The 22005-nt window shown below is 72.3% G+C and carries 23 protein-coding genes and 1 pseudogene; 14 read left to right on the forward strand and 10 right to left on the reverse strand.

The features are described from left to right. The first annotated feature begins 67 nt into the window (after positions 1 to 67). The 3 genes from ACFYZJ_RS08425 to purB all read left to right on the forward strand — a co-directional run bounded on the left by ACFYZJ_RS08425 (position 68) and on the right by purB (position 2917). Complete coding sequence (locus ACFYZJ_RS08425; RefSeq protein ID WP_388564236.1) at positions 68 to 862, forward strand: SGNH/GDSL hydrolase family protein; 795 nt, start codon at positions 68 to 70, stop codon at positions 860 to 862. Positions 863 to 1025: 163 nt separating this feature from the next. Beyond that, complete coding sequence (locus tag ACFYZJ_RS08430; protein WP_388564239.1) at positions 1026 to 1316, forward strand: hypothetical protein; 291 nt, start codon at positions 1026 to 1028, stop codon at positions 1314 to 1316. A gap of 158 nt (positions 1317 to 1474) precedes the next feature. Further along, entirely contained in the window at positions 1475 to 2917 is a 1443-nt protein-coding gene (gene purB, locus ACFYZJ_RS08435; RefSeq protein ID WP_388564241.1) for an adenylosuccinate lyase, read from the forward strand. A gap of 212 nt (positions 2918 to 3129) precedes the next feature. Here purB and ACFYZJ_RS08440 read toward each other — a convergent pair whose 3' ends face one another. The 3 genes from ACFYZJ_RS08440 to ACFYZJ_RS08450 are packed head-to-tail and all read right to left on the reverse strand — an operon-like array spanning position 3130 to position 3745. Next, a complete protein-coding gene (locus tag ACFYZJ_RS08440; protein WP_388564244.1) occupies positions 3130 to 3333 on the reverse strand; it encodes a hypothetical protein in 204 nt (67 codons plus the stop codon). Further along, positions 3330 to 3569 (reverse strand): hypothetical protein, encoded by a 240-nt coding sequence (locus tag ACFYZJ_RS08445; protein WP_388564246.1) that lies wholly within the window; start codon positions 3567 to 3569, stop codon positions 3330 to 3332. The genes ACFYZJ_RS08440 and ACFYZJ_RS08445 overlap by 4 nt, the downstream gene beginning before the upstream one ends. 38 nt (positions 3570 to 3607) lie before the next feature. Continuing rightward, on the reverse strand, positions 3608 to 3745 hold the full coding sequence (locus ACFYZJ_RS08450; protein WP_388564250.1) for a hypothetical protein: 138 nt from the start codon (positions 3743 to 3745) through the stop codon (positions 3608 to 3610). Positions 3746 to 3773: 28 nt separating this feature from the next. Here ACFYZJ_RS08450 and ACFYZJ_RS08455 point away from each other — a divergent pair, with 28 nt between their 5' ends. The 3 genes from ACFYZJ_RS08455 (at position 3774) to mug (ending at position 5796) form a co-directional block, all read left to right on the forward strand. Continuing rightward, complete coding sequence (locus ACFYZJ_RS08455) at positions 3774 to 4070, forward strand: hypothetical protein (RefSeq protein WP_388564252.1); 297 nt, start codon at positions 3774 to 3776, stop codon at positions 4068 to 4070. 43 nt (positions 4071 to 4113) lie between these two features. After that, positions 4114 to 4407: a hypothetical protein gene (locus tag ACFYZJ_RS08460; RefSeq protein ID WP_388564255.1), complete on the forward strand. Its 294-nt coding sequence runs from the start codon at positions 4114 to 4116 to the stop codon at positions 4405 to 4407. Between the two features lie 831 nt (positions 4408 to 5238). Further along, on the forward strand, positions 5239 to 5796 hold the full coding sequence (gene mug / locus ACFYZJ_RS08465) for a G/U mismatch-specific DNA glycosylase (RefSeq protein WP_388564257.1): 558 nt from the start codon (positions 5239 to 5241) through the stop codon (positions 5794 to 5796). Here mug and ACFYZJ_RS08470 read toward each other — a convergent pair. Continuing rightward, positions 5774 to 6217, reverse strand: coding sequence for a hypothetical protein (locus ACFYZJ_RS08470; RefSeq protein WP_388564259.1), 444 nt, complete (start codon positions 6215 to 6217; stop codon positions 5774 to 5776). The genes mug and ACFYZJ_RS08470 overlap by 23 nt on opposite strands. A 231-nt stretch (positions 6218 to 6448) precedes the next feature. Between ACFYZJ_RS08470 and ACFYZJ_RS08475 the strand changes: the two genes are divergently transcribed. Next, entirely contained in the window at positions 6449 to 7603 is a 1155-nt protein-coding gene (locus tag ACFYZJ_RS08475) for an ROK family transcriptional regulator (RefSeq protein ID WP_388564262.1), read from the forward strand. A gap of 108 nt (positions 7604 to 7711) precedes the next feature. On the opposite strand, the gene ACFYZJ_RS08480 is transcribed toward ACFYZJ_RS08475, so the two are convergent. Next, positions 7712 to 8467 carry a GntR family transcriptional regulator gene (locus ACFYZJ_RS08480; protein WP_388564265.1) on the reverse strand — a complete coding sequence of 252 codons (756 nt, stop codon included), beginning with the start codon at positions 8465 to 8467 and terminating at the stop codon, positions 7712 to 7714. Positions 8468 to 8699: 232 nt separating this feature from the next. After that, positions 8700 to 9599 carry an RNA polymerase sigma-70 factor gene (locus ACFYZJ_RS08485; RefSeq protein WP_388564268.1) on the reverse strand — a complete coding sequence of 300 codons (900 nt, stop codon included), beginning with the start codon at positions 9597 to 9599 and terminating at the stop codon, positions 8700 to 8702. Between the two features lie 178 nt (positions 9600 to 9777). Between ACFYZJ_RS08485 and ACFYZJ_RS08490 the strand changes: the two genes are divergently transcribed. Next, positions 9778 to 10608, forward strand: a complete 831-nt coding sequence (locus ACFYZJ_RS08490) for an alpha/beta fold hydrolase (protein ID WP_388564271.1) — start codon at positions 9778 to 9780, stop codon at positions 10606 to 10608. 63 nt (positions 10609 to 10671) lie between these two features. Here the strand turns inward: ACFYZJ_RS08490 and ACFYZJ_RS08495 are convergent. Then, a pseudogene (locus tag ACFYZJ_RS08495) lies at positions 10672 to 11565 on the reverse strand (DMT family transporter); the annotation flags it as partial. Here ACFYZJ_RS08495 and ACFYZJ_RS08500 point away from each other — a divergent pair. The 3 genes from ACFYZJ_RS08500 (at position 11556) to ACFYZJ_RS08510 (ending at position 16328) form a co-directional block, all read left to right on the forward strand. Then, the gene (locus ACFYZJ_RS08500) at positions 11556 to 12998 is read left to right on the forward strand and encodes a PLP-dependent aminotransferase family protein (RefSeq protein WP_388564273.1); all 1443 of its coding nucleotides are present in this window, start codon (positions 11556 to 11558) and stop codon (positions 12996 to 12998) included. The pseudogene ACFYZJ_RS08495 and the gene ACFYZJ_RS08500 sit on opposite strands and share 10 nt — an antisense overlap. Positions 12999 to 13119: 121 nt before the next feature. Continuing rightward, on the forward strand, positions 13120 to 14706 hold the full coding sequence (locus tag ACFYZJ_RS08505; protein ID WP_388564276.1) for an alkaline phosphatase D family protein: 1587 nt from the start codon (positions 13120 to 13122) through the stop codon (positions 14704 to 14706). 200 nt (positions 14707 to 14906) lie between these two features. Then, on the forward strand, positions 14907 to 16328 hold the full coding sequence (locus ACFYZJ_RS08510) for a GNAT family N-acetyltransferase (protein WP_388564279.1): 1422 nt from the start codon (positions 14907 to 14909) through the stop codon (positions 16326 to 16328). Between the two features lie 122 nt (positions 16329 to 16450). Here ACFYZJ_RS08510 and ACFYZJ_RS08515 read toward each other — a convergent pair whose 3' ends face one another. Further along, positions 16451 to 17668 carry a trans-sulfuration enzyme family protein gene (locus ACFYZJ_RS08515; RefSeq protein WP_388564281.1) on the reverse strand — a complete coding sequence of 406 codons (1218 nt, stop codon included), beginning with the start codon at positions 17666 to 17668 and terminating at the stop codon, positions 16451 to 16453. A 60-nt stretch (positions 17669 to 17728) separates the two neighbouring features. On the opposite strand from ACFYZJ_RS08515, the gene ACFYZJ_RS08520 reads away from it, so the two are divergent. Both ACFYZJ_RS08520 and ACFYZJ_RS08525 read left to right on the forward strand, forming a co-directional pair. After that, positions 17729 to 18214, forward strand: coding sequence for an Lrp/AsnC family transcriptional regulator (locus ACFYZJ_RS08520; protein ID WP_388564284.1), 486 nt, complete (start codon positions 17729 to 17731; stop codon positions 18212 to 18214). Positions 18215 to 18299: 85 nt separating this feature from the next. Then, the gene (locus ACFYZJ_RS08525) at positions 18300 to 19994 is read left to right on the forward strand and encodes a DUF885 domain-containing protein (protein WP_388564287.1); all 1695 of its coding nucleotides are present in this window, start codon (positions 18300 to 18302) and stop codon (positions 19992 to 19994) included. A gap of 39 nt (positions 19995 to 20033) precedes the next feature. Here the strand turns inward: ACFYZJ_RS08525 and ACFYZJ_RS08530 are convergent, their stop codons facing one another. Then, positions 20034 to 20879, reverse strand: coding sequence for an SDR family oxidoreductase (locus ACFYZJ_RS08530; protein ID WP_388564290.1), 846 nt, complete (start codon positions 20877 to 20879; stop codon positions 20034 to 20036). A gap of 73 nt (positions 20880 to 20952) precedes the next feature. After that, a complete protein-coding gene (locus tag ACFYZJ_RS08535; RefSeq protein WP_388564293.1) occupies positions 20953 to 21432 on the reverse strand; it encodes a rhodanese-like domain-containing protein in 480 nt (159 codons plus the stop codon). Between the two features lie 124 nt (positions 21433 to 21556). Here ACFYZJ_RS08535 and ACFYZJ_RS08540 point away from each other — a divergent pair, with 124 nt between their 5' ends. After that, positions 21557 to 22003 carry an Lrp/AsnC family transcriptional regulator gene (locus tag ACFYZJ_RS08540; protein ID WP_388564295.1) on the forward strand — a complete coding sequence of 149 codons (447 nt, stop codon included), beginning with the start codon at positions 21557 to 21559 and terminating at the stop codon, positions 22001 to 22003. Positions 22004 to 22005 lie beyond the last annotated feature (2 nt).

Consider the following 22005-nt stretch of genomic DNA (forward strand, 5'->3'; position numbering starts at 1 on the left):
GGCCCGAAGCACGCTGACCGACCGGTGGGTATGGAGCTGGGACGGTCGGGATAGCATCTACGGCGCCATGCAGACGAACCCCACCTACTCCAGCCTGGTCGCCCTCGGCGACTCCTTCACCGAGGGCATGTCGGACCTGTTGCCCGACGGCTCCTACCGCGGCTGGGCCGACGTCCTCGCGGGGCGGATGGCCGCACTGACCCCCGGATTCCGGTACGCCAACCTCGCCGTACGCGGCAAGCTGATCGCTCAGATCGTCGACGAGCAGGTCGACCTCGCCGCGGCGATGGGGGCCGACGTGGTCACGCTGGTCGGCGGGCTCAACGACACGCTGCGCCCCAAGTGCGACATGGGGCGCGTACGGGGGCTGCTGACGGAAGCCGTGGAGCGGCTCGCCCCGACGTGCAAACAGCTCGTCCTGATGCGCAGCCCCGGCCGGCAAGGCCCGGTCCTCGAGCGCTTCCGGCCCCGTATGGAGGAGCTGTTCGCCTGCGTCGACGACCTCGCCGCGCGGCACGGCGCGCTCGTCGTCGACCTGTACGGCGCGCCGTCGCTCGCCGACCCACGCCTGTGGGACGTGGACCGGCTGCACCTGACGGCCGAGGGACACCGCCGGGTGGCGGAAGCCGTGTGGCAGGCGCTCGGGTACGAGGCGGAGGATACGGAGTGGCGCACACCGCCGCCCCCGACCGCGCCACCGAGCTGGCTCGCCCGCCGGACCGCGGACGTCCGCTTCACCCGGCAGCATCTGCTGCCGTGGATAGGGCGGCGGCTGACCGGCCGCTCCTCGGGCGACGGCCGCCCGGCCAAGCGTCCGGAACTGCTGCCGTACGAGGGGCCGGCCGCAGCTGACCTCGTGTGACGGGCGCTCGTAGGCCCCCAGCCGAACCCCAACTCGAAAGCCTCGCCAAAAGAGGGGCACTCAATTCCACCCGCGCGTGTGACTTTGCGGAGTCATCTGCATACGTAGAGTTATAGGGGCTGGGAGTCGAGTGGCGGCTCCCGCTCGAGTAGGGGAGAACGACATGCGATCCATTGCCCGCGTCCTCGGGGCGGTCGGTGCCGGTGCCGTGCTTGCGCTCGGCATCACACAGTCCGCGTCCGCAGCGCAAGGACAGTTGATCATCGGTAGCACGACCTACAACAACCCCAGCGGCTGCTACCCGGTCGGGAGTCTCCCGGTCTGGGTGCAGAATCACACCAACCAGTACGCGTACATCTACAGCGGCCCCAACTGCACGCAGTTCGTGATTCAGGTCGTGGCGCCCAGCCAGACCAGCCTCGACCAGTACGGGCAAAGCGTGTTCGTGCCGTAGGCCCCGCCTGCTCACTGTGAACCGCCCGACTCCAGGTCGACTCACCGGCAGTGGGGCGGTTCGCATGCGGATGCCGTGTCCTGCGCGCCTCTGACCTGGGCGCCAAGGACTGTATGGGCACGCCTGAGCCCCGTGGACGCCGGGTAAACTCCGTACACGTGACTGCTGCGCCCGCAAAGCCCCGAATCCCGAACGTCCTCGCCGGACGCTACGCCTCAGCCGAGCTCGCCACGCTCTGGTCCCCCGAACAGAAGGTGAGGCTGGAGCGGCAGCTCTGGCTCGCCGTACTGCGGGCCCAGAAGGACCTGGGGATCGAGGTACCGGACCAGGCGATCGCCGACTACGAGCGCGTCCTCGACCAGGTCGACCTCGCCTCGATCGCGGAGCGCGAGAAGGTCACCCGGCACGACGTGAAGGCGCGGATCGAGGAGTTCAACGCGCTCGCCGGGCACGAACAGGTGCACAAGGGCATGACGTCCCGCGACCTGACGGAGAACGTCGAGCAGCTGCAGATCCGGCTCTCCCTGGAGCTGATGCGCGACCGCACGGTGGCGGTCCTGGCGCGCCTCGCCAAGCTGGCGGGCGAGTACGGCGAGCTGGTCATGGCCGGCCGCTCCCACAACGTGGCCGCGCAGGCCACCACCCTCGGCAAGCGTTTCGCCACGGCCGCCGACGAGCTGCTCGTCGCCTACGTCCGCGTGGAGGAGCTGCTCGGCCGCTACCCGCTGCGCGGCATCAAGGGCCCCGTCGGCACGGCACAGGACATGCTCGACCTGCTCGGCGGCGACGCGGGCAAGCTCGCCGAGCTGGAGCGCCGGATCGCCGAGCACCTGGGCTTCTCGCAGGCCTTCACCTCCGTCGGCCAGGTCTACCCGCGCTCCCTCGACTACGAGGTCGTCACCGCGCTGGTGCAGCTGGCCGCCGCGCCGTCCTCGCTGGCGAAGACGATCCGGCTGATGGCCGGGCACGAGCTGGTGACCGAGGGCTTCAAGCCGGGGCAGGTCGGCTCCTCCGCGATGCCGCACAAGATGAACACCCGCTCCTGCGAGCGCGTCAACGGCCTGATGGTGATCCTGCGCGGCTACGCCTCGATGACCGGCGAGCTGGCGGGCGACCAGTGGAACGAGGGCGACGTGTCCTGCTCGGTGGTGCGCCGGGTCGCGCTGCCGGACGCGTTCTTCGCGCTGGACGGGCTGCTGGAGACGTTCCTGACCGTCCTCGACGAGTTCGGCGCCTTCCCGGCGGTCGTCGCCCGCGAGCTGGACCGCTACCTGCCGTTCCTCGCCACCACCAAGGTGCTGATGGCGTCCGTGCGCGCGGGCGTGGGCCGCGAGGTCGCCCACGAGGCGATCAAGGAGAACGCCGTCGCCTGCGCCCTCGCGATGCGCGAGCAGGGTGCCGAGCGCAACGAGCTGCTGGACCGGCTGGCCGCCGACAAGCGCATCCCGCTGGACCGCACGGAACTGGACGCGCTGATGGCGGACAAGCTGTCCTTCACGGGCGCCGCCTCCGCCCAGGTCGCCTCGGTCGTCGGCCGCATCGAGGAGATCGTGAAGCAGCACCCGGAGGCCGCCGGCTACACCCCGGGGGCGATCCTCTGACCCGGTTCACCCCGGCGGAGCTGGAGGCCGCCCGCGACCGTCTGGTTCCGGACGTGGTCGCGGACGGCCTCGACATCCTCTTCTGCGGGCTGAATCCCCAGTAGCAACACTCCGCTGAGTGATGCCAGCACGTCAAAGGCCCCGCCCATCTGCCACGGGGGGAGAGCAGACGGACGGGGCCGGGTGGACCCGCTCGGTCAGAGCGCTCGGGGCTACTGACCGGAACGGGCGTCTGCGGGCTTGCGGTTGCAAGCGTGGTGGAAGCAGGAGCAGCGCCGGACGAGCAGGATCCCGTCGCCGTGAGGCAGCGGAACGTCCTCGGTCTGACGGCAGTCCCGGTGCAGGTCCGCGTAGCCCGGCCGCTGAGCCAGGGCGCACTCGGCGGACATGGTCGAGGTGTCGACGGTCGGGCTCATCGGAAGATCCCCCCGCTGCTGACCGAGTTCAGCGCACGGTTCCGCTCGCGCATCGCCGTCAACCGCTCGGTGTCCGTGGCGGGGCGGACGCGAGCAGGGTCGGCGTCCCGCTCCCGTCCGCCGGCCACCGGCCGGAGCTGGAGGTAGGGGCCCTCGTGGCCCATGACGTATCCCAGCTTGTTGCTCTGGGTGTCGACGACCAGGGTGCCGTCTGGATGCTCTTCCTCTGCAATCACTCGCGGCCCCCGGCACGGCTCATCGAGTCGCGCCGCCGCTACGCCTCGGACGAGCCGTCGGCGAGCGGTCCTTTCCCGATGACGAAGTAGGATCCGTCGTCCAGGTCGATCACGTCGGGACAGCTGTTGTTCGCTCCGCACCCGCGCTGAGCGGGGGTCGAGCCGATGCGACGCATGGGACTCCTTGGTGACAGGATCGGTGCTATGGACACCGAGACCGACTGGGTGTACCGGGTGTTCGAGCCGCACGGCTCCGAGGGATGGCGCCCCTACGGCGGCCCCGAGCGATGGCACGGTGCGATCACCGCCGCCGACTCGGACGAAGGCGCGCGGTACGCCATCGGCCGGATCGTCGGCGACCTGATGACCGAGTGGGAGCAGAGCGGCCTCCACCACGCGATGCACGTGCGGGTCTTCCTCTGGCACGACGAGGAGGACAGCACCGAGGCACCTGACTTCATCGTGGAGGTACGGCCCCGGTCGGATTTCGACGTGACGTGATCCCCCGGCGCCGCAGGCTCCTCACGGTGACAGGATCGGTTCCATGGGCACCGAGAGGACGTGGGCGTACCGGGTGGAGGAACCGCACGGCTCCGCCGGCTGGCGCCCCCTCGCCGGCCACCCCCATCGCCGGCGGGGAAAGATCACCACCAGCACCCTCAGGCAGGGCGCCAAGTACGTCGCTGCGCTCGTCGTCACCGACCTGTTGACCGAGTGGAAGGTGAACGGCATCTGCGAGCAGCACGTGCGCGTGATCGTGTGGGCGGAGGAAGAAGGCACCGGCCCGGACGACGCCGCCTTCACGGTGGAGATCCAGCCCCACGTCGACACACAGTGACCAATCCGGGCCGAATCCGCGTCAGACCCGGATACCGGCCCTGGGGCGAGGGAGGGATGGATCAAGGGATACCCAGGTCAACCCCTATGGCGAAGCGTAACCGCGCGAAAATTTGGAGAGAGGGCGCCCGGAAATTCGCACAGTGCCCGGTGCGTAGCCGGCCCGGATGGGACCCATGATCGACATCCGCTGTATCCGGTTGTGCCCCCGCTAGTGCGTAGGTGCGCGCCCGCAGTCCAGGGTACGGGGCTGTGAGCTGCGGCGATACGCCATCGGCCCAGCTCAGAAGGTGTGCGGGGCGCAGTGCGCGCGGGCAGTGGGCAAAGGGGCGTGCACAGTGCCATATACCCTGGTCGGATGGGGTGTGCAGTGCTGGGCATGCAGTGCTGGGCTTGGGGTGTGGGGGTGTGCAGGGGTGTGACGTTGTGGGGTGCGGATGGCGGGCCCATCGATCATGAGCGGCTGCACCGCGCCCCGCATGCGTGCACGTCGGTACGCCTGCCAGGCACGGGGGCGTGCGGTTCGTGGAAGGGTGCCGGGGGGAGGCTGTGCGGGGCTGTCTGTAGGTGGGTAGGGCAGACCGACCGGGGGCGCGCCAGTGTGTCTCTATGCCGCGCCCCGCGCTCCACTGGTGATCACGCGCAAGTGCCTGCCTACGGCCTGCCTGCCACGTTCCAGTGCGTCACCTTCCATGCCTGCCTCCCGTAGCGCGCGCTCGACAGCAGTGCGGATCATGCTTGCTTGTGCTTCCTTGATCCGGACTGCGCGTTCATCGAGAGGCGACTTCCCCTCCCCCAGCGACGTTTTTCGAGTCTATGCCCCTGGAGGGGGTTGCGTGGTATCAACCCGGGGTTGATGACGGCGGCAACGGGCCACCACTTCGCGCGCCCCGGCAACCGCTTCTGGCCCGTGCTGCATCTGTCGGGCTTCACCCCGCGACTGCTCCAGCCGTCCGAGCAGACCGAGTTGCTCGCGTACGGGCTCGGGATCACGAACGTGGTGGCGCGGGCGACCGCGCGGGCCGACGAGCTGACCGCCGACGAGTACCGCGAAGGCGGACGGATTCTCCGCGCGAAGGTGGAGCGGCTGCGGCCGAAATGGCTCGCGGTGGTCGGTGTGACCGCGTACCGGGCGGCCTTCGAGGACCGTTCGGCCGGTGTGGGCCCGCAGGAGCGGACGATCGGCTCGAGCCGCGTCTGGGTGCCACCCAACCCCAGTGGGCTCAACGCGCACTGGACGGCGGCGACGATGGCGGCCGAGTTCGCACGGCTGCGGGGGGGCTGCGCGGAGCTGAGGTCAAGTCAGCTCGGCTCAGGTCGGGTCAGGTCGGGTCAGGTCAGGTCAGGTCAGGTCAGGTCAGGTCAGGTCAGGGCGGATCTATGTCCGTGACGACCGCGAGCAGTTGGAACGGCAGTTCTTTGTCCCACTGCGACACGCAGAGGGCGACCCACCGCCCCGTCTCCGCCGACTTCCACAGGTGGACATCCGGGACGTGTCCGCTGAGGCCGGCCCATGGCTCCTCGATGTCCTCGCCGTTCACTCTCCGCTCGAGAACGCTGTACAGGCTGAACTCCTGCGGCGGCCCCCACCGCTCCACGAGCCGCTCGCCAAGGCCCTCGCGGTCGGCCTCGTACTGCGCCTCCGTCTCCTCCCGCTCCGTGCCGTCGCCCTCCCAGAACTCGCCGCTCGTCGCTAATTCGGCCATGTGATACCCGGGACCGCTCTCACCGTGCTCCGTCCTGCCGCGCGCCGCCGGAAACTCCCGGGCGCACAGCAGGTCGATGACGGCGAGGTACGTCGCGATGTCCATGCGATCCAGTAAAGCGGCCCCCACTGACAATTGGCGTGGTGTCAAGAGCTGGGTGGCAGCGCGGGATCGTGACGTCGGGGACGTCGTGTCGTCGTGACGGCTTTCGCGAGCGACGAGTGCGTCCGTCAGGCGCCGCGCGCGGGCGCGGGCGCCGGCGGTGCCCGGCCCTCGCGGGTGCGCCCGGTGCCGAGTACGATCCGGCCAACACGCGCACGACCTGGGAGGACGACGGTGGGGCTGACCGGCGGGGATCCCTCGCTGCTGCGGCGGATCAACTCCGCGGTGGTGCTGCACGCGCTGCGCGCGACGGACTGCGCGACGCTCACCGAGATCACCCGGGTGACCGGCCTGTCCCGGCCGACCGTCGAGGGAGTCGTCGAGGGGCTGATCGAGGCCGGGCTGGTGGTGGAGGCGGCGGCCGAGGAGGGCGTGGCCCGGCGGCAGGGCAGGCCCGCGCGCAGGTTCCGGTTTCGGGCGGAGGCGGGCCATCTGCTGGGGCTGGACGTCGGCGCGCACCGGGTGACCGCGCTGCTCGCCGACCTTGACGGCCGTGAGCTGGGCAGCCTGTCCAAGGAGGTCGCCGAGACGGCGCCGGCCGACGAGCGGCTGGAGCGGCTGCGGAGCACGGTCGCCGAGTTGCTGCGCCGGTCGGGCGTGTCCCGTGCTTCGCTGCGCGCGGTGGGAGTGGCCAGCCCCGGGATCGTGGAGGCGGACGGCACGGTGCGCCTGGGCACGGCCCTGCCCGAGTGGACCGGTCTGAAGCTGGGCGAACGGCTCAGCCGCTCCTTCAGGTGCCCGGTCCTCGTCGAGAACGACGCCAACGCGGCGACCGTCGCCGAGCATTGGAAGGGCGCCGCCACCGAGTCCGACGACGTGGTGTTCGTGCTGGCCGGGCTGAGCCCGGGCGCCGGTTCGCTGATCGGCGGACGGCTGCACCGCGGCTACGGCGGGGCGGCCGGGGAGATCGGCGCACTGCATCTGCTGGGCCGGGAGGCGCCACCCGAGACGTTGTTGTCGACCACGGACGAGCCGCTGCAGCCGCTGGACGAGCAGCAGGTGGCCGATGTCTTCGCGCTGGCCCGCGAGGGCGACCAGCGGGCCCGCGCCGCCGTGGACCGCTTTCTGCAGCGGCTGGTGCACGACGTGGCGGCCCTCGTCCTGGCACTCGACCCCGAACTGGTCGTGATCGGGGGCTGGGCGGCCGGCCTCGACGGCGTACTGGACCCCCTGCGCCACGAGCTGGCCCGCTACTGCCTGCGTCCGCCGAGGGTGGCGTTGTCGCAACTGGGCGAGGCGGCGGTGGCGACGGGTGCGCTGCGGCTGGCGCTGGACCATGTGGAGGAGCAGTTGTTCGCCGTGGAGGGGACGGTCACGGCGCGGCGCTGAATCCGCGCCCGGACCCCGTTCGTGTCCTGTCCGAAAGGCCTCGCGCCCCGGGTGGCCGGGGTGCGACGGGTGCGCTTGGGATGGCGGCTGCCGGGAGCGGCCGTGCGGTCAGGAGGCGCGGCGCTCCGGGCCGTGGTGGATCTCTATGTCGCCACCGAAGGTCAGGCGGCAGGTGTCGGCTCGGTAGGTTGCGACGGAGACGGCCGCGGTACGTCCGCCGGCGTGGAAGCGGGTGGTGACGACGAGAACGGGCGCACCCGGCAGCCGGTCGAGTTCCTTGGCGTCCTCGGCGCTGACCGAGCCCAGCTCGACCGCCTGGTCCCGGCCCTCCAGCTCCAGGTGCTGCAGCTCGCGCAGCACGGCACGCGCGCGTGCCGCACCGGAGGGGGCGTCGATCGCCGAGAGGTCGGGCACCGAGGAGTGCGGGATGTAGAGAAGTTCGGCGGCCACGGGCCGGCCGTGCGACACGCGGGAGCGGCGTACGGTGTGCACCTGCTCGCCCTGGTCGGTCTCCAGGAGGCCGGCCACCGCGGCGGGCGGCACGGTGTCCGTGCAGTCGGTGGGCTGCCAGTCGTCGCCGGCCGCCCCCGGCCAGGTGTGCCCCTCGGCGGCCACGGCCACCCCGACGCGCGGCGGGGCGACGGTGGTGCCCACCCCGCGGCGGCGCTGCAGGCGGCCTTCCAGCTCGAGCTGATCCAGCGCCTGGCGGAGCGTGGCGCGGGCGACGCCGAACCGGGCGGCGAGGTCCCGTTCGTTGGGCAGGATCTCGCCCACGGAGAACTCGGAGTCGAGTGCTTCGCTGAGCACGGTCCTGAGGTGCCAGTACTTGGGCTCCGGCACCGATTCCAGCTGCGTGGTCCCCACCCTGTCCTCCGCGATCGCCGTGGCCCGGCGGCGTTTAAGCGCCCTTGTTTTTTAAAGGTTGTTGCACTTCTCTGCGACCATAGGGCGGCCCTCACCCTTGGTCAAGACCAATCCTCCTCGGGTGACGCGGCGCCCTGGCGGTCCGTCACGGGGCGTTCACGGACTGTTCGCGGTGGGCGACACGGACGACATGTCGGCAAAGCCTCCGTTCACGGTCGTCGCCGTAGGGATCTCAGGGTTCCGGCTGCTGGTCGACGGGCAGGAAGGCCAGCTTCTCCGGGTTGCGGATGACGTAGACGCACTGCACCCGTCCGTCCTTCACGTCCACCTGGAACACGGTGTCGGGCTTGCCGTCGGCCAGGATGAGCAGGGCGGGACCGCCGTTGAGATCCAGGAGGCGCAGCGACATGTCCGCCGGGCGCTGCCCGGCCACGGCGGCGAGGAACCGGCCGACCTTGTCCGCGGTCTGCAGGACGCGCAGCGGCGCCTTGGCGCGGCCGCCGCTGTCGCCGACCAGCCGGACGTCCGGGGCGAGCAGCTCCATCAGCCCCTTGAGGTCGCCCTCGACGGCGGCGGCGAGGAAACGCTCGGTCAGGTCACGGCGTTCGGCCGGGTCGACGTCGTAGCGGGGCCGCCGTTCGTCGACGTGCTTGCGGGCGCGTGCGGCGAGCTGGCGCACCGCGGCCTCGCTGCGGTCGAGGGTGGCGGCGATCTCCCCGAAGGGGAACCCGAAGGCTTCCCTGAGCACGAACACCGCGCGTTCCAGTGGCGACAGGGACTCCAGGACGACGAGCACGGCGAGCGAGACGGAGTCGGCGAGCACCGCCCGGTCCGCCGCGTCCGGCGCCGTGTCGCCGAAGTCGGTGACGTAGGGCTCGGGCAGCCAGGGCCCGACGTAGGCCTCCTTGCGGGCCTGCGCCTGGCGCAGCCGGTCGACGGCCAGCCGGGTGGTGACACGGACGAGGTAGGCACGCGGTTCGCGCACCGCGTCGCGGTCGGCGCCGGACCAGCGCAGCCAGGCCTCCTGGACGACGTCCTCGGCGTCGGCGACCCGGCCGAGCATGCGGTAGGCCACTCCCATCAGGACAGGGCGGTGCTCTTCGAAGACCTCGGTCGTGGTGTCGGTCGTCACCGTCCCATCCCATCCGACCCGCTCCCACCGTGTCCAGGAGACAACGGGGTTGTACGCGGACAATGGCCGGCGGACCGCCTGTGGCCGACGGCATCGACCCGAGGGCTACCCATGGGTAGCAATTGCTGACAAGCTGTCTACCACTGTCGTCCGTGCCCCCCAGACGAGGAGCAGCACCATGCCGGCCACGGTCTCCTTCGACGTCCCCTCCCCGCACGGCCCGCGGACCGTGACCGTCTCCTACGCGCGTGTGGGCGCGGGCGAACCGCTCCTGCTGCTGCACGGCATCGGCCACCACCGGCAGGCCTGGGACCCGGTCGTGGACATCCTGGCGACCGAGCGGGACGTGATCGCGGTCGATCTCCCGGGCTTCGGCGCGTCCCCGGCCCTGCCGAAGGGACTCGCCTACGACCTGGCCACCGTGGTGCCCGCGCTGGGCTCCCTGTGCGAGGCGCTGGGGATCGAGCGTCCGCATGTGGCGGGCAACTCCCTGGGCGGTCTGCTGGCCCTGGAGCTGGGCCGGGAGAAGCTCGTACGGTCCGTCACCGCCCTCGCCCCCGCCGGGTTCTGGACCCCCGTCGAGCGCCGGTACGCGTTCACGGTCCTCACCGCGATGCGGCAGGCCGCACGGAACACGCCGCTGCCGGTGGTGGAGCGGCTGTCGCGCACGGCGGCCGGGCGGACGGTCCTGACGAGCACCATCTACGCCCGCCCCGGCCGCCGTTCACCCGAGGCCGTCGTCGCCGAGACCCTGGCGCTGGCCCGCGCCGAGGGGTTCGCCGAGACGCTCCGGGCGGGCACGTCCGTCCAGTTCACCGAGGACGTGCCCGGGCTGCCGGTCACCGTGGCGTGGGGCACCAGGGACCGGTTGCTGCTGCACCGTCAGGGCGTGCGTGCCAAGCGGATCATCCCCGAGGCCCGGCTGGTGCGGCTGCCCGGCTGTGGGCACGTCCCGATGAACGACGACCCGGCGCTGGTCGCCCGGGTCATCCTGGACGGCAGCCGTTGACCGTGCCGGGCGGCCGGCGGTGATACGGCCGAGCCGCAACGCCCCGGAACCCAGGACCACTCCGGCACCGACCAGCGCGCTTCCGGCGCCCTGCGCGACCCCGTAGGAGCCGGTGCCGACGAGCGGCGCGGTGCAGGCGGCGGCGACCGGGATGAGCCCGGAGAAGAGCGTGGCGCGCTCCGCGCCGATGCGTTGCATGCCCGTGTACCAGCACACGAAGCCGACGACGGTGACGACCGCCGCCTGCCACAGCAGCGCGGCGGCCTCCGTGCGGTCCGGCGCGGGCAGCCAGGCCGCACCGTCCAGCAGCGGCCCGGCCACCGCCGACCCGGCCGCGGCGATCCCGCACACGGTGGTCGACAGCAGTTTCGGCCCGAGGGGGCGCAGCACGGGCACCGCGAGTACCGCGAAGCCGACCTCACCGGCGAGCGCGCACAGCGAGAAGAGGATCCCGGCGGCGTCCGTACGGCCCCACCCCTGGACCGTGCAGGCGCCGACCGCGACCAGTGACGCCCCGTACAGGACGCGCCGCTCGGGCCGTCGCCCGTCCAGCAGGGGCACGACCACCGCGACCACGACGGGGGCGCACCCGACGAACACGCCCGGGACCGCCGGCTCCGCGGAGCGTTCGGCGGCGATCACCGCGAGGTTGAACCCCACCATCCCGACGGCGGCGAGCAGGGCGAGACGCACCCACGCGCGCGGGCCGAGGCGGCGCAGCGCGGCGGTGGCGCCCCGGCCGGCCAGGGGCAGGAGCAGCAGACAGGCCCCTCCGTAGCGCAGGAACTGGCCGCCCGCGTACGGGTAGTGGCCAAGGACGCTGTTGGCGGTGAAGGAGGCTCCGACGAGGACGCAGGCGAGGGCGGCGAGCAGGGCACCGCGGGCCGTGGCGGGGTTCATGCGGGCGACGCTAGGGACCGCGGCGGTCCGGTTTAAGGTCCATTTCCATGACTGCATCGGGGACCAATTCGGGGCCGACCGCCTCGGAGGGACCGGCGCCCTGGACCGCCGCCTGGGAGGTGCTGCTTCCCACCGCGGCCGCGCCGGCACGCGCGCGGGGGCGGACTCTGCGGGCGGCGCTGCGGGAGGCGGTGCGCTCCGGACGGCTCGCTGCGGGCACCCGACTGCCGTCGAGTCGTGAACTCGCCGCCGACCTCGGCGTGTCCCGGGGGCTGGTGACGGAGGCGTACGAGCAGCTGACCTCCGAGGGGTACCTCCGCAGCGGCCGGGGCGCGGGAACATGGGTGAGCGACGCCGTGCGGGCGGCGCACGCACCGGCGCGGGACCTCGCCCCGCGCTCTCCCGGTGCCCGCGCCGACTTCCTGCCCGGCACCCCGGATCTGTCGCTCTTCCCGCGCGCCGCCTGGGCGGCCGCGCACCGGGCGGCCCTGGCCGAACTCCCCCACCACACGCTGGGCTACCCCGACCCGCGCGGGCTGCCCCGCCTGCGGACCGTTCTCGCCGAACTGCTGGCGCGGCGCAGGGGTGTGGTCGCCGACCCGGAGCGGATCGTGGTCGTCTCCGGCGTGGCCCAGGCGATCACCCTGCTCGGTTCCGTCCTCCACGCGCGCGGGATGCGCACCGTCGGCGTCGAGGACCCGGGAAGCCCCGAGCACGGCACCCTGTACGCCGCCGCCGGACTGGAAGCCGTACCGCTGCCGCTGGACGAGGAGGGACTGGCCCTGGAGGCGTTGTACGGGGCTGGTGTACGGGCGGTCGTGACCACACCGGCCCACCAGTTCCCCTCCGGGATCGCCTACTCGGCGCGGCGCCGCGCCGAACTCCTCCACTGGGCGCGCTCGGTGGACGGCCTCGTCGTCGAGGACGACTACGACGGGGACTTCCGCTACGACCGTGCTCCCGTCGGAGCGTTGCAGGGGCTCGACCCCGAGCGTGTGGCGTACACGGGGTCGGTCAGCAAGGCGCTGGCTCCCGGGCTGCGGCTCGGCTGGCTGCTCGTTCCCCGGGCGTTCGCCGAGGAGGTCGTCGAGCGCAAGCGGACCATGGACCTCGGGCACCCGGTCGTCGACCAGGCGCTGCTCGCCCGGTTCATGGAGCGCGGCGACCACGACCGTCATCTGCGCCGCTGCCGGCGCGCGTACCAGGAGCGCCGTGACGCGCTGGTGTCCGCCCTGCGGGAGCACTTCCCCGGGGTCGAGGTGTCCGGGATCGCGGCGGGTCTGCACGTCATCGCCCGGCTGCCGGACCGGTGGGGGCCGCAGGACCTCTTCCTGGAGCGGGCGGCGGCGGCCGGCGTGGCGGTGCGCCCGTTGTCCGCGTACGGGACGGCGCGCGGCGACGTCGTACGGCTGGTGCTGGGATACGCGCACCTGTCACCCGTGCGCGTCCGGGAGGGCGTACGGGCGTTGGCGGACGCCACGCGCGCGTGACACGTGTCCGCCACCGTGCGGCCGGGGTTCGTTGTTCACTTGCGGTTTCCGTGCACGCTGCGGCGCACCAGTAGGTGTTGCGGTGTCCATTGGCCGGAACCCGTCCCTGGAGGCGCGTCCCATGTCCCACCGTCCCTTCCCCGGCCGCCGCAGCGTCCTGCGCGGCTCCCTGGCCGCGTCGGCGGCCCTCACTCTGCCCACCGCGCTCGGCGCGGCTCCGGCGTTCTCCCTGTCGGGACGCCCGAAGGCGGGATGGGGCGTCCAGGCCGGCGACGTGACCGCGCACTCCGGTCTGGTCTGGGTGCGATCCGACCGCCCGGCGCGGGTGATCGTCGAGACCGCCGCGACGGAGTCGTTCAGCAATCCGCGCAGATGGCAGGGGCCGCTGGTGGGCCCGGACACCGACTTCACCGGCACCACGCGGCTGCACGGGCTGCCGGCGGGCGAGCAGATCCACTACCGGGTGCTGCTGGCCGACCCGGACGACCCGCGCCGCACCGGCGAGCCGGTGACCGGCACCTTCCGTACGACGCCTCTGCAGCGGCGGCGCGGTGTGCGGTTCCTCTGGTCGGGCGACCTGGCCGGGCAGGGCTGGGGCATCAACCCCGACCTCGGCGGCTACCGGATCTACGACGCGATGGCGAAGCTGGACCCGGACTTCTTCCTGTGCAGCGGTGACAACATCTACGCCGACGGTCCCATCTCGGCCACCCAGGCCCTGCCCGACGGCGGCACCTGGCGGAACATCACCACCGAGGAGAAGTCCAAGGTCGCCGAGACCCTCGCCGAGTACCGCGGCAACTTCCGCTACAACCTGCTCGACGAGAACCTCAGGCGGTTCAACGCCCAGGTGCCGTCGATCATCCAGTGGGACGACCACGAGGTCCGCAACAACTGGTACCCGGGCGAGGTCATCGCCTCCTCCGACACCCGTTACACCGAGAAGAGCATCGACGTGCTCGCCGCCCGGGCGCGGCGTGCGTTCAGCGAGTACTTCCCGATCTCGACGCTGCAGCCGGGTGACAGGCACGGCCGGGTCTACCGGGTCATGCGGCACGGCCCCCTGCTGGACGTGTTCGTGCTCGACATGCGCACCTACCGCGACCCCAACTCTCCCGACAACCAGACGGTCGACCCGCAGGGCATCCTCGGTGCCGAGCAACTGGAATGGCTCAAGCGGGAGTTGGCCGCATCCCGCGCGGTATGGAAGGTGATCGCCGCTGACATGCCGCTCGGCCTGGTCGTGCCGGACCCCATGGAGAACAAGCCGAACTTCGAGGCCGTGGCGCAGGGCGATCCGGGCGTGCCGCTGGGGCGGGAGCTGCAGATCGCGGAGCTGCTGCGGTTCATCAAGCACCGGAGGATCACGGGCACGCTGTGGCTGACGGCCGATGTGCACCACACCTCGGCGCAGCATTACCACCCCTCACGGGCGGCCTTCACCGACTTCGAGCCGTTCTGGGAGTTCGTCTCGGGCCCGCTCAACGCCGGTGCGTTCCCGGCGAACGCGCTCGACGGCACGTTCGGTCCGGAGCGGGTCTTCGTGAAGGCGCCGACCGCCTCGAACGTCTCCCCCGCCGGGGGGTACCAGTTCTTCGGTGAGGTCGACATCGACGGTGACAGCGGTGAGTTGACGGTCCGTCTGCGCGAGCAGGACGGTACTGTGCTGTTCACCCAGGTGCTGCAGCCGGGTCGCGTGGGCCAGTAACGAGCCGCCGCTTCGGCTACCCTCGATCACCGCGCCGCGCACCGGCGTCATCCCCCGGTGCGCGGCATAGCGGTCGCACGCCGCCTGGGCATCTCGTACATCAGGAAACAAAAGGGACAGATCTATACTTAACCGATCAGTCACAAAGCGTTCGTGATCACGCAACACCCTTCCTGCACAGTACTTGCATGACTCCAGACATGTCTGATGTGAGGCGCGCCAGGAACGGCCGCCCGGTGCACCACTGGCGACGCGACCTGGTCGAGCTCGCCGCCCTGTTCACGGCGGTCGCGGTGGCGGACGTGACGGCCAACCTGGTCGGGCACGGGCCCGACGGCCCCGCCCTCCTCGTGATCTCGGCGGTGGCGCTGGTCGCGACGGCAGCGTTCCACGCATGGTGGTCACGTCGCCACGGCCATGCGCCGCCCTCGGCCGATACCGGCGCCCGGCCGCTCCCCGAGGCGGAGCAGGCCGGGCCGTCCGGGACCGACGCGGCCGACGGGGGGAGCGCGCTGTGGCGGATGCGGACGACGGTGAAGGACCAGCCGGGCTCGCTGGCCGCGCTGTGCACCGCACTGGCGCGGCTGCGCATCGACATCCTCAGCCTGCAGACACACCCGCTGGCGCAGGGCACCGTCGACGAGTTCCTGCTGCGGGCGCCCGCCGACGTGGAGGCGGGTGAGGTCACCCGGGCCGTGTCGCAGGCCGGCGGCGACGGGACCTGGATCGAGCGGGCCGACGCGCACGACCTGGTGGACGTCCCGACCCGGGTACTGGGACTCGCGGCGCGCACTGCCCTGGACTCGGCCGAACTTCCGCTCGCGCTCAGGCAGTTGCTCGGCCGGTGCACCATCCGCTCCCTGCCCGCCGTCTCCCCCGGCTCCGGCCGGGCCGAGGAGGAGGCTCCCGTGGAGGGCGCCCTGGAGGACACGGTGATGCGGCTGCGGGCGCCGGAAGGCGGGATGATCACGGTGGAGCGGCCGTATCTGCCGTTCACGCCGACGGAGTTCGCGCGGGCACGCGCGCTGGTGGAGCTGGACACGCGGCTCGGTCCGCGCTTTCCCCGCGGTCAGGACGTGCTGACGCTGCCGGAGGGCGACGCGATCACGGTGCGGCGCGCCGACGCCTCCGACCTTCAGGCGGCGAAGGAGATGCACGCCCGGTGCTCGGCGCGCACCCTCGGCATGCGCTACCACGGGCCGGTCCGCGACGCCGACCGCTACCTGGGCCACCTGCTCAGCCCGCGCTTCGGCCGCACCCTGGCGGTGCAGACGGATTCGGGCCGCATCGTCGGCCTCGGCCATCTGCTGTGGGACGGCGACGAGACGGAGGTCGCGCTGCTCGTCGAGGACGAGTGGCAGCGGCGCGGCATCGGCGGCGAACTCCTCGGCCGGCTGGTGTCGATGGCGGTCGAGGCGGGCTGCGAGAACGTCTACGCGGTGACGCAGGCGTCCAACACGGGCATGGTCGCCGCGATGCGCGGCCTCGGACTGCCCCTCGACTACCAGATCGAGGAGGGCACCCTCGTCATCACGGCCCGCCTGGACGCGACCCCGGTGGCGTCCCGACTGCCGTACGGCGAGGCGTACGAGCGGCCCGGCTCGCGTGGCACGCGCGACTGACGACGTAGGACCCGTAGGACCCGTAGGACCCGTGGGACCCGTGGGACCCGTACGACCTGGGAACGGCCCGGCGCACCCCGCCGGGCCGTTCCGCATGCCGGGGCCGAGCCCCCACCGGCCCGCTACCGGCTCGCCGTCTCCTCCCGGCGCCGCTCGCCCTCGCCCTGTTCCGAGCCAAGGGCTTGCTCCAGGTCGGCCCACAGGTCCTCGACGTCCTCCAGACCCACCGACAGCCGCAGCAACCGGTCGCTCACCCCGGCGCCGCGGCGGTCCTCGGCGTCGACGATGCGGTGGCTGATGGACGCCGGGTGCTGGATGAGGGTGTCGACGCTGCCGAGGCTCACCGCGGGCGTGATCAGCCGCACCCCGGCGATCACCGCGTGTGGATCCCCGTGCACCTCGAAGGCGACCATCGCGCCCCCGATGCGCGGATAGTGGACGCGGGCGACCCGCGGGTCGGCGGCGAGACGGCGGGCCAGTTCGGCGGCGGTCGCGGAGGCCGCCCGCACCCGTACCGGCAGCGTCGCCAGACCGCGCAGCAGCAGGTATCCGGCGAGCGGGTGCAGCACGCCGCCGGTGGCGAAGCGCACCTGGCGCAGCCGGCGTGCCAGTTCCTCGTCGCAGGCCACCACCCCACCCATCACGTCGCCGTGCCCGCCGAGGTACTTGGTGGCGCTGTGCAGCACCAGGCGCGCGCCCTGCTCGGCGGGCCGCTGCAGCACGGGCGTGGCGAAGGTGTTGTCCACCAGCAGCGGAACCGAGCCGCAGGCGTGCGCGACCGCCCGCAGATCGACCTCCGCGAGCGTCGGGTTGGCCGGGGACTCGACCATGACCAGGCCGGTGTCGGGACGCAGCGCCTCCTCGATGCCCGCGGGGTCGGTCCAGGTCACCTCGGAGCCCAGCAGCCCGGCGGTCAGCAGGTGGTCGCTGCAGCCGTACAGCGGCCGTACGGCGACGACATGCCGCAGGCCCAGCGCGCCCCGGGCGAGCAGCACGGCGCTCAGCGCGGCCATGCCACTGGCGAACGCGACCGCGCTCTCGGTGCCCTCCAGCCGGGCGAGTGCCGTCTCGAAGCGGGCGACGGTCGGGTTGCCGAGCCGCCCGTAGACGGGTGGGCCCACCAGTTCGGCGCCGTCGGCCGCGAAGGCGTCGAGGCGCTCGGCCTCGCCCCTGCTGTCCGGGGAGGGGTAGGTGGTGGACAGGTCGAGGGGCGGCGCGTGCAGCCCCAGGGCGACGAGGTCCTCGCGCCCGGCGTGCACGGCCTCGGTGGCGAGCGCCCGGCCGCCGGACGGACCACCGGCGGGGAATCCGCTCCGCGTGTCGTGAGTACGGGAATCCATGGATGGCAGACTGAACACCAGCCGGGGTCCCGATGGCGAAACCCGTGTTACGTTCGGCGCATGGCCGAATCCGTCGTACTGGACCCGGTGGACCTGCATCTGCTGCGGCTTTTGCAGAACGACGCCCGGACCACCTACCGGGACCTCGCCGCGCAGGTCGGGGTCGCGCCCTCGACGTGTCTGGACCGGGTGACCCGGCTGCGCCGCTCGGGCGTGATCCTCGGCCATCAGCTGCGTCTGGACCCGGCCAAGTTGGGGCGCGGCCTCGAAGCGCTGCTGTCGGTGCAGGTCAGACCGCACCGGCGGGAGTTGGTGGGGCCGTTCGTGGAGCGCATCCGGGCGCTGCCGGAGTCCCGGACGGTCTTCCACCTGACCGGCCCGGACGACTACCTCGTGCATGTCGCGGTGGCTGACATGGCGGATCTGCAGCGGCTGGTGCTCGACGAGTTCACGGCACGGCGGGAAGTGGCACGGGTGGAGACCCGGCTGATCTTCCAGCAGTGGGACTGCGGCCCGCTGCTGCCTCCCGGGCAGGGCTCTGCGTGAATCGTGCCGAAACTCGCTGGGCGGGGATAAGCCGAGGGCGGAATCCGCGTGACGCGCGCCACGCGGCCGTATGAGGATTGTCCGCATGTCTGACACGACCAGAAGCCCTCTGCCCCGGGAGGTCGCCGACGCCTACGTCGACGACCTCGTCGCCCTCGACCCGCTCACCGGTACGTACCTCGGTGTGAAGGAGAGTTCGAGCAGACTGCCCGACACCTCGCCGGCGGGCCAGGAGGCGCTCGCCACGCTGGCGCGGGAGACCCTCGCCCGGCTCGACGAGGCCGAGCGCCGACCAGGCGCGGACAGTGACATCGAGCGTCGGTGCGGGCGCCTGCTGCGCGAGCGGCTCACCGCCGAACTCGCCGTGCACGAGGCCGACGAAGGGCTCAGGGCGGTGAGCAACATCCACAGCCCGGTGCACTTGGTGCGCGAGGCCTTCACGATCACGCCCACCGAGACGGAGGAGGACTGGGCGGCGATTGCCGAGCGGCTGCGCGCCGTGCCGGCCGCCCTGCGCGGCTACCGTGAGTCCCTCGCCCTCGGTCTGGACCGCAAGCTGTACGGCGGGCCCCGTCCGACCGCGACGTTCGTCCAGCAGCTCACCGCGTGGTCGGACACGGACGGCCGGGGCCGCGGCTGGTTCGAGGACTTCGCCGCGCAGGGTCCCGAGGCGTTGCGTACGGAACTGGACGCGGCCGCCCGGACGGCGACCGCGGCCGTCGTCGAGCTGCGGGACTGGATGCGCGACGTGTACGCGCCGACGGTCCAGGGCGCGCCGGACACGGTCGGCCGTGAGCGCTACGCCCGCTTCGTGCGCTACTACAACGGTGCGGACCTGGACCTCGACGAGGCATACGCGTACGGCTGGTCGGAGTACCACCGCATCCTCGGCGAGATGAAGAAGGAGGCCGAGAAGGTCCTGCCCGGGGCCGCCACCCCGTGGGTGGCGCTCGCGCACCTCGACGAGCACGGCACCCACATCGAGGGCGTCGACGAGGTCCGCGCATGGCTGCAGGGCCTGATGGACGAGGCGATCGAGGCGCTGGACGGCACGCACTTCGAACTCGCGGAGCCGGTGCGGAAGGTGGAGTCGTGCATCGCGCCGCCCGGCAGCGCGGCGGCCCCTTACTACACGGCCCCGTCCGCCGACTTCTCCCGCCCGGGCCGGACCTGGCTGCCGACCATGGGGCAGACCCGCTTCCCGGTCTACGACCTGGTCTCGACCTGGTACCACGAGGGCGTCCCCGGGCACCACCTCCAGCTCGCCCAGTGGGTGCACGTGGCGGAGAACCTCTCGCGCTACCAGGCCACGGTGGGCGGCGTCAGCGCCAACGCCGAGGGCTGGGCCCTGTACGCGGAACGTCTCATGGACGAGCTGGGCTTCCTCACGGACCCGGAGCGGCGCCTCGGCTACCTGGACGCCCAGATGATGCGGGCCGTGCGGGTGATCATCGACATCGGCATGCACCTGGAGCTTCGGATCCCGTCGGACTCGCCGTTCCACCCGGGCGAGCGCTGGACGCCGGAGCTGGCGCAGGAGTTCTTCGGCTCCCACAGCAGCCGGCCTGCGGACTTCGTGGAGAGCGAGCTGACCCGCTACCTGTCGATGCCGGGTCAGGCGATCGGCTACAAGCTGGGCGAGCGGGCCTGGCTGCTGGGCCGCGAGAAGGCCCGGGAGCGCCATGGCGACGCGTTCGACGCGAAGGCCTGGCACATGGCGGCGCTCTCGCAGGGCTCACTGGGCCTGGACGACCTGGTGGACGAACTGTCCCGCCTCTGATCGCCCGTGGACGGCCGGACCTCCACCGGAGTCCGGCCGTCAGCGGCGGAAGCCGCCCTCCGAGGCGATCACCTGGCCGGTGATCCAGGCCGCCTCGTCCGTGGCGAGCCAGGCGATGAGCCGGGCCGGATCATCGGGCATGCCCCAGCGTCCGGACGGGAACGCCGCGGCGACGGCCTCGTACGCGTCACCGGTCAGGTAGTCCGTGTCCACGGGACCGGGGTTGACCGTGTTGACGGTGACGGCGTGCTCGGCGAGGGCCGTGGACAGCGAGCGCGTGATCGAGGCGAGGGCTCCCTTCTGCAGCGCGTACGCGATCTCGCCGGGCATGCCGTTCCCGAGGTCCTGCCCCGAGGTCATCATCACCACCCGCCCGCCCTCGGTGCCCGGCGGCAGCCCGCTGCGCAGCCGGGCGTACGCCTGCACCAGGAGGAGCACCGAGCGGGTGTCCACGGCCCAGTGGGCGTCCAGCATGGCGGCGTCGATCGTGTCGAGTGTGCCGTCGCTGCCGCTGAGCGCGTGGTTGGCGACGAGGATGTCGATCCGTCCGCCCAGCGCTTCGGCGGCCCGCGCGATCAGTTCGGCGGGGGCCGCCGGATCGGACAGGTCCATGGGGCCGTCCGCCACCGCCGCGTCCGGGTCGCCGAGTACCGCGCGCACCCCGGCGACGACGTCCTCGACATGGTCGGCGCCCCAGGGCATCTCCGCGTCGTGCGGCACATGGTGATGCAGATAGACGCCGGCGCCGTACGCCGCCAGCCTCCGGGCCACCGCGTACCCGATGCCGGCGCGCCGGCCGGCGCCGGTGACGAGGGCGGTGCGGCCGCGCAGGGGCAGCGGGTCGCGGCGGAGCTCTTCGGGCGTGGGATGCGGGAGTCGGGGCACGGTGGCCATGATGCGGAACGGCGGACGGCGCCCGCACTCGGATTTCCCGCGCGCCAGCCGTGGCTCGCCCCGCTCAGCAGCCGCAGTCCGCGTCCTGGGCGGGAGCCGTCAGCGGGTCGGCGGTGCGCTGCTCGGGGCCCTGCCAGGTCTCGTAGGCGAAGCCCTCGCGCACCCAGTACTCGAAGCCGCCCAGCATCTCCTTGACCTGGAAGCCCAGTTCGGCCAGGGCGAGGGCGGCGCGGGTCGCGCCGTTGCAGCCCGGGCCCCAGCAGTAGGTGACCACCGGAACGGACCTGTCGAGGAGTTGCCCGGCCTGTTCGGGGATGAGCGCGGTGGGCAGGTGGACCGCGCCGGGGATGTGGCCCTGGTCCCAGGCAGCGGTGGAGCGCGAGTCGAGGAGGACGAACCCGGGGTCCCCGGCGGCGAGCGCGGCGGCGACGTCGGACACGTCGGCGTGGAAGGCCAGGCTCGCCCGGAAGTGGGCGGCGGCGATGGCCGGGGCGGCCGGGGGCACGCGCAGGACGGGGTTCTCGGCGGTCGTGCTGATGCTCACGGGGGTGACCTTTCCCTGGTGGAGTTCACTGACCAGAAACCTATGGCCGCCGATCACTTCTCTGAACGGTCGATCAACGGCGTACGTCTTGATCGGCCGGGGATTCCCCTGCTTTCCTTCAGGAATGACCGCGTATTCCCCGGACGCCACCGACTGGCGCATCCTCGATGTCCTCCAGCGCGACGGCCGCGCCACCTACGCCGAGCTGGCCCGTGCCGTCTCCATGTCCGCGAGCGCGGTCACCGAACGGGTGCGGCGGCTGGAGGAGGCCGGTGTCATCCAGGGGTACGCGGCGGTCGTCGACCAGGAGCGGCTGGGCCTGCCGATCCTGGCGTTCGTCCGGCTGCGCTATCCGAACGGCAACTACAAGCCCTTCCGCGACCTCGTGGCCGCGACACCCGAGATCCTGGAGGCGCACCACGTCACCGGCGACGACTGCTTCGTCATCAAGGTCGCGGCGCGCTCGATGCGCCACCTGGAGGAGGTGTCGGGCAGGATCGGCGCGCTGGGCTCGGTGACGACGAGCGTCGTGTACTCCTCGCCGCTCCCCCGCCGTCCCCTCGGCCACTGACC

This window comes from Streptomyces sp. NPDC001848, assembly GCF_042891915.1.
Lineage (GTDB): Bacteria > Actinomycetota > Actinomycetes > Streptomycetales > Streptomycetaceae > Streptomyces.

Bases quoted from the DNA above. Each gene is read 5' to 3' on its own strand.
- ACFYZJ_RS08500 (WP_388564273.1), top strand. From the start codon at position 11,556: ATGACTGCATCGGGGACCAATTCGGGGCCGACCGCCTCGGAGGGACCG.
- ACFYZJ_RS08470 (WP_388564259.1), bottom strand. From the start codon at position 6,217: ATGGACATCGCGACGTACCTCGCCGTCATCGACCTGCTGTGCGCCCGG.
- ACFYZJ_RS08450 (WP_388564250.1), bottom strand. From the start codon at position 3,745: ATGCGTCGCATCGGCTCGACCCCCGCTCAGCGCGGGTGCGGAGCGAAC.
- ACFYZJ_RS08425 (WP_388564236.1), top strand. From the start codon at position 68: ATGCAGACGAACCCCACCTACTCCAGCCTGGTCGCCCTCGGCGACTCC.
- ACFYZJ_RS08520 (WP_388564284.1), top strand. From the start codon at position 17,729: ATGGCCGAATCCGTCGTACTGGACCCGGTGGACCTGCATCTGCTGCGG.
- ACFYZJ_RS08455 (WP_388564252.1), top strand. From the start codon at position 3,774: ATGGACACCGAGACCGACTGGGTGTACCGGGTGTTCGAGCCGCACGGC.
- ACFYZJ_RS08460 (WP_388564255.1), top strand. From the start codon at position 4,114: ATGGGCACCGAGAGGACGTGGGCGTACCGGGTGGAGGAACCGCACGGC.
- ACFYZJ_RS08510 (WP_388564279.1), top strand. From the start codon at position 14,907: ATGTCTGATGTGAGGCGCGCCAGGAACGGCCGCCCGGTGCACCACTGG.
- ACFYZJ_RS08540 (WP_388564295.1), top strand. From the start codon at position 21,557: ATGACCGCGTATTCCCCGGACGCCACCGACTGGCGCATCCTCGATGTC.
- ACFYZJ_RS08490 (WP_388564271.1), top strand. From the start codon at position 9,778: ATGCCGGCCACGGTCTCCTTCGACGTCCCCTCCCCGCACGGCCCGCGG.
- ACFYZJ_RS08525 (WP_388564287.1), top strand. From the start codon at position 18,300: ATGTCTGACACGACCAGAAGCCCTCTGCCCCGGGAGGTCGCCGACGCC.
- ACFYZJ_RS08430 (WP_388564239.1), top strand. From the start codon at position 1,026: ATGCGATCCATTGCCCGCGTCCTCGGGGCGGTCGGTGCCGGTGCCGTG.
- ACFYZJ_RS08515 (WP_388564281.1), bottom strand. From the start codon at position 17,668: ATGGATTCCCGTACTCACGACACGCGGAGCGGATTCCCCGCCGGTGGT.
- ACFYZJ_RS08505 (WP_388564276.1), top strand. From the start codon at position 13,120: ATGTCCCACCGTCCCTTCCCCGGCCGCCGCAGCGTCCTGCGCGGCTCC.
- ACFYZJ_RS08440 (WP_388564244.1), bottom strand. From the start codon at position 3,333: ATGAGCCCGACCGTCGACACCTCGACCATGTCCGCCGAGTGCGCCCTG.